The organism is Caulobacter sp. DWR3-1-2, assembly GCF_049896225.1.
Lineage (GTDB): Bacteria > Pseudomonadota > Alphaproteobacteria > Caulobacterales > Caulobacteraceae > Caulobacter.
Window position 1 is genome coordinate 269,144 of record NZ_JAFCTW010000006.1, and the last position, 6,401, is coordinate 275,544.

Genomic DNA, 6,401 nt, shown 5'->3' on the forward strand with positions numbered 1-6,401 from the left:
CGCGCCGGGTAAGCCGGCGAACGGCTGACCTGGGCTGACCCTCACCCCACCGCCTGGTTCGGTGGGCGCCTGTCCCAGGCGTCGGCCATGGCCCTGGCGAGGGCGTCGAGGGCATAGGGCTTGCGTAGCAGGGGGCAGGAAGTCTCGTGGGCGCGGACCAATTCCTGGCCGGCATAGCCCGAACTGAGCAGGATCGGCAGATCCGGACGCTCGTGCGACAGGGTGATGGCCAGATCGACCCCGCTCTTGCCCCCAGGCATCATCACGTCGGTGATCACCAGGGCCAGGGTGGGATCGGCGCGCGTGATGGCCAGGGCCTGATCGGCGCTGGCCGCCCGGCTGACCATGTGGCCCAGCTCGTCGAGCATGGCCTCGATCAGGTCGCCGACCTCGACGTCGTCCTCGACCAGCAGCACATGGGCGGTGGCGCGGGTGGCCGGCGGCGCCACGCTCAGGACCTCAACGCTCGAGAAGGCCTCGCGCACCGGCAGCGTCATGGCCACGGTCGTACCTTCGCCGACAGTGGAGTCGATCGTCACCTCGCCACCGCTCTGCCGGGCGAAGCCATAGACCTGTGACAGGCCCAGCCCCGTGCCCTTGCCGACCGGCTTGGTAGTGTAGAACGGCTCGAAGGCCCGCTCCATGGTTTTGGCGTCCATGCCGGCTCCGGTGTCGCGCACGGCGACGCGCAGATAGCGGCCGGCCGGCAGCTCACCCCGGGGCTCGGCCAGGTCCACCGCTGCGGAAAGGATGGCGATGGCGCCGCCAGGCGGCGTCGCGTCGCGGGCGTTGACCACCATGTTCAGCAGGGCGGCCTCGAACTGGCCGGAATCGGTCAGGGTCGTGCGCTCGCCCGCCTGAAGGTCGAGGCTGAGCGTCAGGCCCTCGCCGATGGCGCGGCGCAGCAGGCTCTCGCTATCGACGATCATCGCGTCGATGCGGCAGATTTCGGGATGTAACGGCTGGCGGCGAGCGAAGGCGAGCAGATGCTGGGTCAGCTTTTCGCCGCGCCGCGCTGCGGCCTGGGCGGCGCTCACCATCCGCTCACGCCGCGTTTCATCTTGCGGATTGCGCTGCAGCACGTCCAGCGCGCCGATGATCACCGTCAGCAGGTTGTTGAAGTCATGAGCCACCCCGCCGGTCAGCTGGCCGATGGCCTCCAGCTTCTGGGATTGGGTCAGGGCGGCCTGGGCGACATCGCGCTCGGACAGGGCTTCCTGCACGCGGTCGGCCAGCAGCTCATTGAGGTTGGTCAGCTTGGCCTCGGCCTCCTTGGTGTCCGTGAAGTCGAAGGCGATGCCGATGAAGCCGTTGAACACCTGGCCTGGCCCGTGGCGCGGCTGGGAGAACGATTTCAGCCAGCGCATCTCGCCGTCGAACCGCCGGTAGCGACCCTCCAGGCTGAAGGGCTTGCGCGACGCCTCGCCGGAAATCTGGGCCTTGAGAATGACCTGCAGGTCGTCGGCGTGCAGCCGCGAGCGCCAGTCCAGGATCAAGGCGTCTTCAAAGGTCACTCCGGCGAAGTCCACATAGGCGGCGTTGACAAAGATCCGCACGCCATCCTCGCCGCTGATCCACATCAAGGCCGGGGCGCTGTCGGCCAGGGAGCGGAAACGCGCTTCGCTCTCGCGCAGGCTCTCCTCGGCCTGGCGGCGCGTGGTGACGTCGAAATTGACGCCGAGAACCTTAGTGGCGCGGCCTTCCGCGTCGCGATACACCTCGCCGCGTCCGTGGATCCAGCGCTCGCCGCCGGGCGCGCCGATCAGCCGATATTCGACCTCATAGAGCGGCCCGGTCTTCACGGCTTCGCGGATACGGGCCGCCATCATGACGCGATCGTCGGGATGGACCAAATCCAGCAGGCCGGCCAGGTCGAGCGGACTCGCCGTGGTGACGCCCAGGTTCTTGCGCGCGGCGGGCGACAGCTGCAGCTCGTTGTTCAGCAAGTCCCATTCCCAGGGACCGACGCCGGCTGCGGTCTGTGTCATCTCTAGGCGAAGCTCGGCCTTGATCTGGAGGCGGCGGGCCAGGGCGAGGCTGACGAGGGCGATGCGCAGCCCCTCGGCCACGACGATGGTGATCGCCCCCGAAACCACGAACAGCATCAGGGTGGCGATCTCGCTCTCGTCAAGGCCCTCGCCTTGCCCTCCGCCCCACAGCCACCAGGCAAAAACCGCCCCGGCGACCAGTGGCGCGACGCCCCAACGCCAGCCGGTATAGAGCGTGACCAGAATCATCGCCGGGAAAAAGGCCTGGGTGACGCCGATACTGCCGCTCAGGCCCAGCAAGGCGATGCGCAGCCCCATCGCGACGGCGATGGCGGCCACCGTGGCCAGGGTCGCCCGCCAAAGGGGCGGCGGCGCCTTGGGCACCAACCACGCGCTCAGCACATCAGGCGAAAAGCGCCCTTGCTGCGTTGCGAGTGGTTCTTGTGACTTCATGGGGCCCTGGCGCACGTACGTCTTGCCAAGAGCATGGACACGCTTACCTAAGACACGCAACACGCAACACGGGAGATGACGATGGCTGCGAACCTGAACACCGGCTTCACGACGAAACAACGCAGCGACATTGTCGCCGGCCTGAACAAGGTCCTGGCTGACAGCTATGCTTTGTATCTCAAGACCCACGGCTATCACTGGAACGTGCGCGGCCCCAATTTCCAGGCGCTGCACGTGCTGCTCGAAGGCCAATACACCGAGGAATGGACGGCGCTTGACGCGATCGCCGAGCGCATTCGCGCGCTGGGCGAACTGGCCCCCATGGGCTACGGCGCGTTCGGAAACCTCTCGAGCATCAAGGATGGCGACGCCGAGAAGGAGTGGGAAGGCATGTTCAAGGAACTCCAGGCCGACAACGAGACCGTGATCGCCACCCTGCGCGACGCTTTCGGAGCGGCCGAGGAAGCTGGCGACGAGGCCACCGCCGATCTCTATACCCAGCGCCTGGCCGCCCACGAAAAGCATGCCTGGATGATCCGCTCCACGCTGGGCGGGAAATAGTCTGCCAAGCTCTAGTCAAACCCATGCCGTCAAGGCCGCCGCGGCGCTCGTCGCCTCCGGCGGCCTTTCCGCGTGCGCGACAACCTATTATCTCCCGGCCGGATCCGGCCGGCCCAAGGCCATCGTCACCATCGCCGGCTCTCTGTCCGACGCCGGCCTGGCCCGCTACACCGCCAATATGGATCTGGCGATGCTGGCCTTGGCCCGGCGGCACGACCCGCAGCCGCACAAGAACTATTGGGGCCGCGTCGCGGGCTGGGAGAAGCTGGATATCCACCTGATCCCCCGCCTGGGCGACCGCGATGCGGATTTCGAGGAAGCCCGGCTGATCAACAGCTTCAAGCAGGCGTCGCCCCTGACGATGGAGGCGGCCAGGCCCTTCAAGATCAGCGGGCCGCCGCTGGAGCGGGACAAGGCCCTGCGTTGCCTGACCCAGGCGGTCTATTTCGAGGCCGGGTTCGAGCCGGTGGACGGTCAGCAGGCCGTGGCCCAGACCGTGCTCAACCGGATGCGCCATCCGGGCTATCCCAAGTCGGTCTGCGGCGTGGTCTACGAGGGCGCGGCGCGGGGCACGGGCTGCCAGTTCAGCTTCACCTGCGACGGCTCGCTGGAGCGGGCGATCAGCCCGACCGTGTGGGACAACGCCCAGATCATCGCCAAGCGGGCCCTGGCGGGCTTCGTGATGAAGGGCGTCGGCACCGCCACCCACTACCACGCCAACTACGTCTATCCGTATTGGGCGCCGACCCTGGTCAAGCTGCGCACCGTGGGCGCTCATATCTTCTACCGCTGGACCGGACCGTCGGGCCAGGTGACGGCGTTCCGCAGCAAGTATTCGGCTCATGAGGACGTTTCGGCCGAGATCATGATGGGCGCCGATCCGCGCACCCTGGAGGCCGCGCCGCCTGAGATTCTGGCGCAGGAACAGGCCGAAACCCGGGCGGCGACGTTCGCCGCCGCCCAGGCCTCCGGCGCCGCGCCAATGCCGTCCGGCGACCCGGCCACGATCGTTGGTCATGATGGCGTGGTCGAAACCCTCGCGCCCCTGGCGGGCGATCCGGCCATGGCCATGCGCGGCGGTCGCCGCGTGCCGACCGCCGAAGAGGTGGCCAAGATCAACAAGTCACTCGAAGGCCTGTCGGAGTCCGCCGCCGAACCCGCCAAGCCGGCCGAACCTCCGCCGCCTCCGCCGCCCAAGAAGAAGCCCAGCTATTTTGGCTCGGACAAACCCAGGCCGGACCTGCCGATGTAGTCCCTGTTCCCGTCGTCGCCCGCAGGGGGTGTCAGCGAGAGCCAAGGAAAGAATATGACCTCGACCCTAAGCAAGGATCAATCCCAGCTGCCCTGACCTACCCGTCACGCCTGGCCGGCGGATGGTGAAACAAGTTGGCGGGCAGTTCGCTCAGCGACTTGAGGCCGGCGATCGGCATGAATCGGCGTAAAGGGCGGCGACGGGACGCAGGGTCCAGGCGTCTTGCAGGGGGAGCGAGGCGGGCATGGCGGGCCAGCCTAGGCGCGAGGTGTGGACGGGCCATCGGGCAAAACCCACCGCGCGCGCGGGGTTGTCACCGGGTGAGGCGAAGGTTCAAGCTCGACAAGCTCGACAAGCTCGACAAGCTCGACAAGCTCGACAAGCTCGACAAGCTCGACAAGCTCGACAAGCTCGCAGCCGTTCAGCAAGGTTCAACCTCAGGGCGTGCAGTGGAGAGCGGCTGGGTCCCGCCTCGCCCTTAAGTCGCCGCCTTCCACCCTCCGCCCAAGGCCTGGATCAGGGTCACCGCCGTGGTCTGGCGCTGGACGGCCGCGGTCAGCAGCGCGCGGCGGGCCGAGAGGGCCGAGGCCTGGGCCTGGACGACGTCGGTATAAGCGACCTGGCCAGCCTTGTACTGGTTGAGGATCATCTGCTCGGTCTGGTCGGCGGCGCTGGAGCTGGTCTGCAGCAGAGCGTAGCGGCGCGCGAGTACGCGGGTGGCGGTGAGCTGGTTCTCGACATCCTCGAAGGCGGTCAGCACGGTCTGGCGATAGTCGGCGACCGAGGCGTCGTAAGCGACGCGAGCCTGCTCAACCCGAGCCTTGCGGGCCCCGGCGTCGAACAGGGTCTGGGCGGCGGAGAGGCCCAGCGACTAGGTGTTGGCCGAGGCGCTGAACAGGTTCCCCAGGCTTGAACTGCTGGAATTGCCCGAGCCCGAAAGGTTCAGGGTTGGGAAGAAGGCGGCGCGGGCCACGCCGATGTCTGCGTTGGCGGCGGCCACCCTGCGCTCGGCGCCGGCGATGTCGGGGCGACGTTCCAGTAGCTCGGAGGGCACGCCGGTCGGGACGTCGGTCAGATGCGTGGTCCAGGCCGGATCGGCGGCCAGCTTGAAGGCGCTGGCCGGTTTGCCGACCAGGGTGGCGATGGCGTTTTCGTCGGTGGCGCGGTTCTGAGTCAGGCTTTCCAGATCAGCCTGGGCGTTGGCCAGCTGGGTCTGGGCCTGTAGCACGTCGGACTTGGGCGCGATGCCGGCGGCGTAGCGGTTCTGGGTGATGGTCAGGCCGCGCTGGGAGCCCTCGACCGTGCGATGCACCAAGGCGATCTCGGCGTCGGCCTGGCGCAGGCCCAGATAGTTCACCGCCAGCTCGCCCTGCATCGACAGCCGCGCGCCGGCCAGGTCGGCGGCGCTGGCCTGCTCGCTGGCACGGGCGCCGGTGACGCCGTTGCGGATGCGACCCCAGAGGTCGGGCTCCCAGCCCGCGCCGAGGCCGACTTGGTAGCGCGTACCGCTGGACGAACCATTCGTCGCCGAGCCCAAGCCGCCCCCGCCGCTCCGCCCGACAGGTCGATGGTCGGGAACAGGCTGGCGCGCTGCTCGCGGACGATGGCGCGGGCCTGGCGGTAGCTGGGCTCGGCGGCGGCGACCGTCTGGTTCGAGACATTGACCCGGGCGATCAGCATGCCGAGTTGCGGATCGCCCAGCAGGGTCCACCAGTCGCCGCGATCGGCCAGGTCGCCCGGCGTGGCGACCTTCCAGCCATCCAGCGCCTTGAAACCCCCGGGCAGAGGCGTGGCGGTGGCCAGGCCCGGCGTTTGATAGGCCGGGCCGACCGTGCAGGCCGACAGCAGCGCCAGGGCGGAAACGGCCAGGAGGGTGCGGGGAAACATCAGGCGGGCTCCGGATCGGACGGCCTGTGGGCCAGATGGCGCTCGTCGCGCTTCCGGGACCTACGTCGATCGGGGACATGACCAAGGGCATGTCCCCGCGCCTAAGCCGCCTCGATGTCCGGCAGGGCCGGCCGAACCGCTCTAGGCCGTAGTGACGATTTAGGATTCCCATCGAGAGGCGGTTCTGATTCAACGCTGCTTTTTGGAGGCGGTGTTGGAAGGCGAAGTTCTTCGGGACGATCAGTGGGCTCGGATCGAGC

The 6,401-nt window shown here is 68.1% G+C and carries 4 protein-coding genes and 1 pseudogene; 3 read left to right on the forward strand and 2 right to left on the reverse strand.

The window, feature by feature from the left end:
* Positions 1–41: 41 nt before the first annotated feature.
* Positions 42–2,372 carry a PAS domain-containing protein gene (locus tag ACP696_RS11620; RefSeq protein ID WP_426043811.1) on the reverse strand — a complete coding sequence of 777 codons (2,331 nt, stop codon included), beginning with the start codon at positions 2,370–2,372 and terminating at the stop codon, positions 42–44.
* A 150-nt stretch (positions 2,373–2,522) separates the two neighbouring features.
* Here ACP696_RS11620 and ACP696_RS11625 point away from each other — a divergent pair, with 150 nt between their 5' ends.
* The 3 genes from ACP696_RS11625 to ACP696_RS11635 all read left to right on the forward strand — a co-directional run bounded on the left by ACP696_RS11625 (position 2,523) and on the right by ACP696_RS11635 (position 4,736).
* On the forward strand, positions 2,523–3,002 hold the full coding sequence (locus ACP696_RS11625; protein ID WP_426009647.1) for a Dps family protein: 480 nt from the start codon (positions 2,523–2,525) through the stop codon (positions 3,000–3,002).
* Positions 3,003–3,192: 190 nt separating this feature from the next.
* The gene (locus ACP696_RS11630; RefSeq protein ID WP_426009644.1) at positions 3,193–4,254 is read left to right on the forward strand and encodes a cell wall hydrolase; all 1,062 of its coding nucleotides are present in this window, start codon (positions 3,193–3,195) and stop codon (positions 4,252–4,254) included.
* Positions 4,255–4,574: 320 nt separating this feature from the next.
* The gene (locus ACP696_RS11635) at positions 4,575–4,736 is read left to right on the forward strand and encodes a hypothetical protein (protein WP_426043812.1); all 162 of its coding nucleotides are present in this window, start codon (positions 4,575–4,577) and stop codon (positions 4,734–4,736) included.
* Here ACP696_RS11635 and ACP696_RS11640 read toward each other — a convergent pair.
* Positions 4,733–6,313 (reverse strand): annotated as a pseudogene (locus ACP696_RS11640) (efflux transporter outer membrane subunit). The gene ACP696_RS11635 and the pseudogene ACP696_RS11640 sit on opposite strands and share 4 nt — an antisense overlap.
* Between the last annotated feature and the right edge of the window lie 88 nt (positions 6,314–6,401).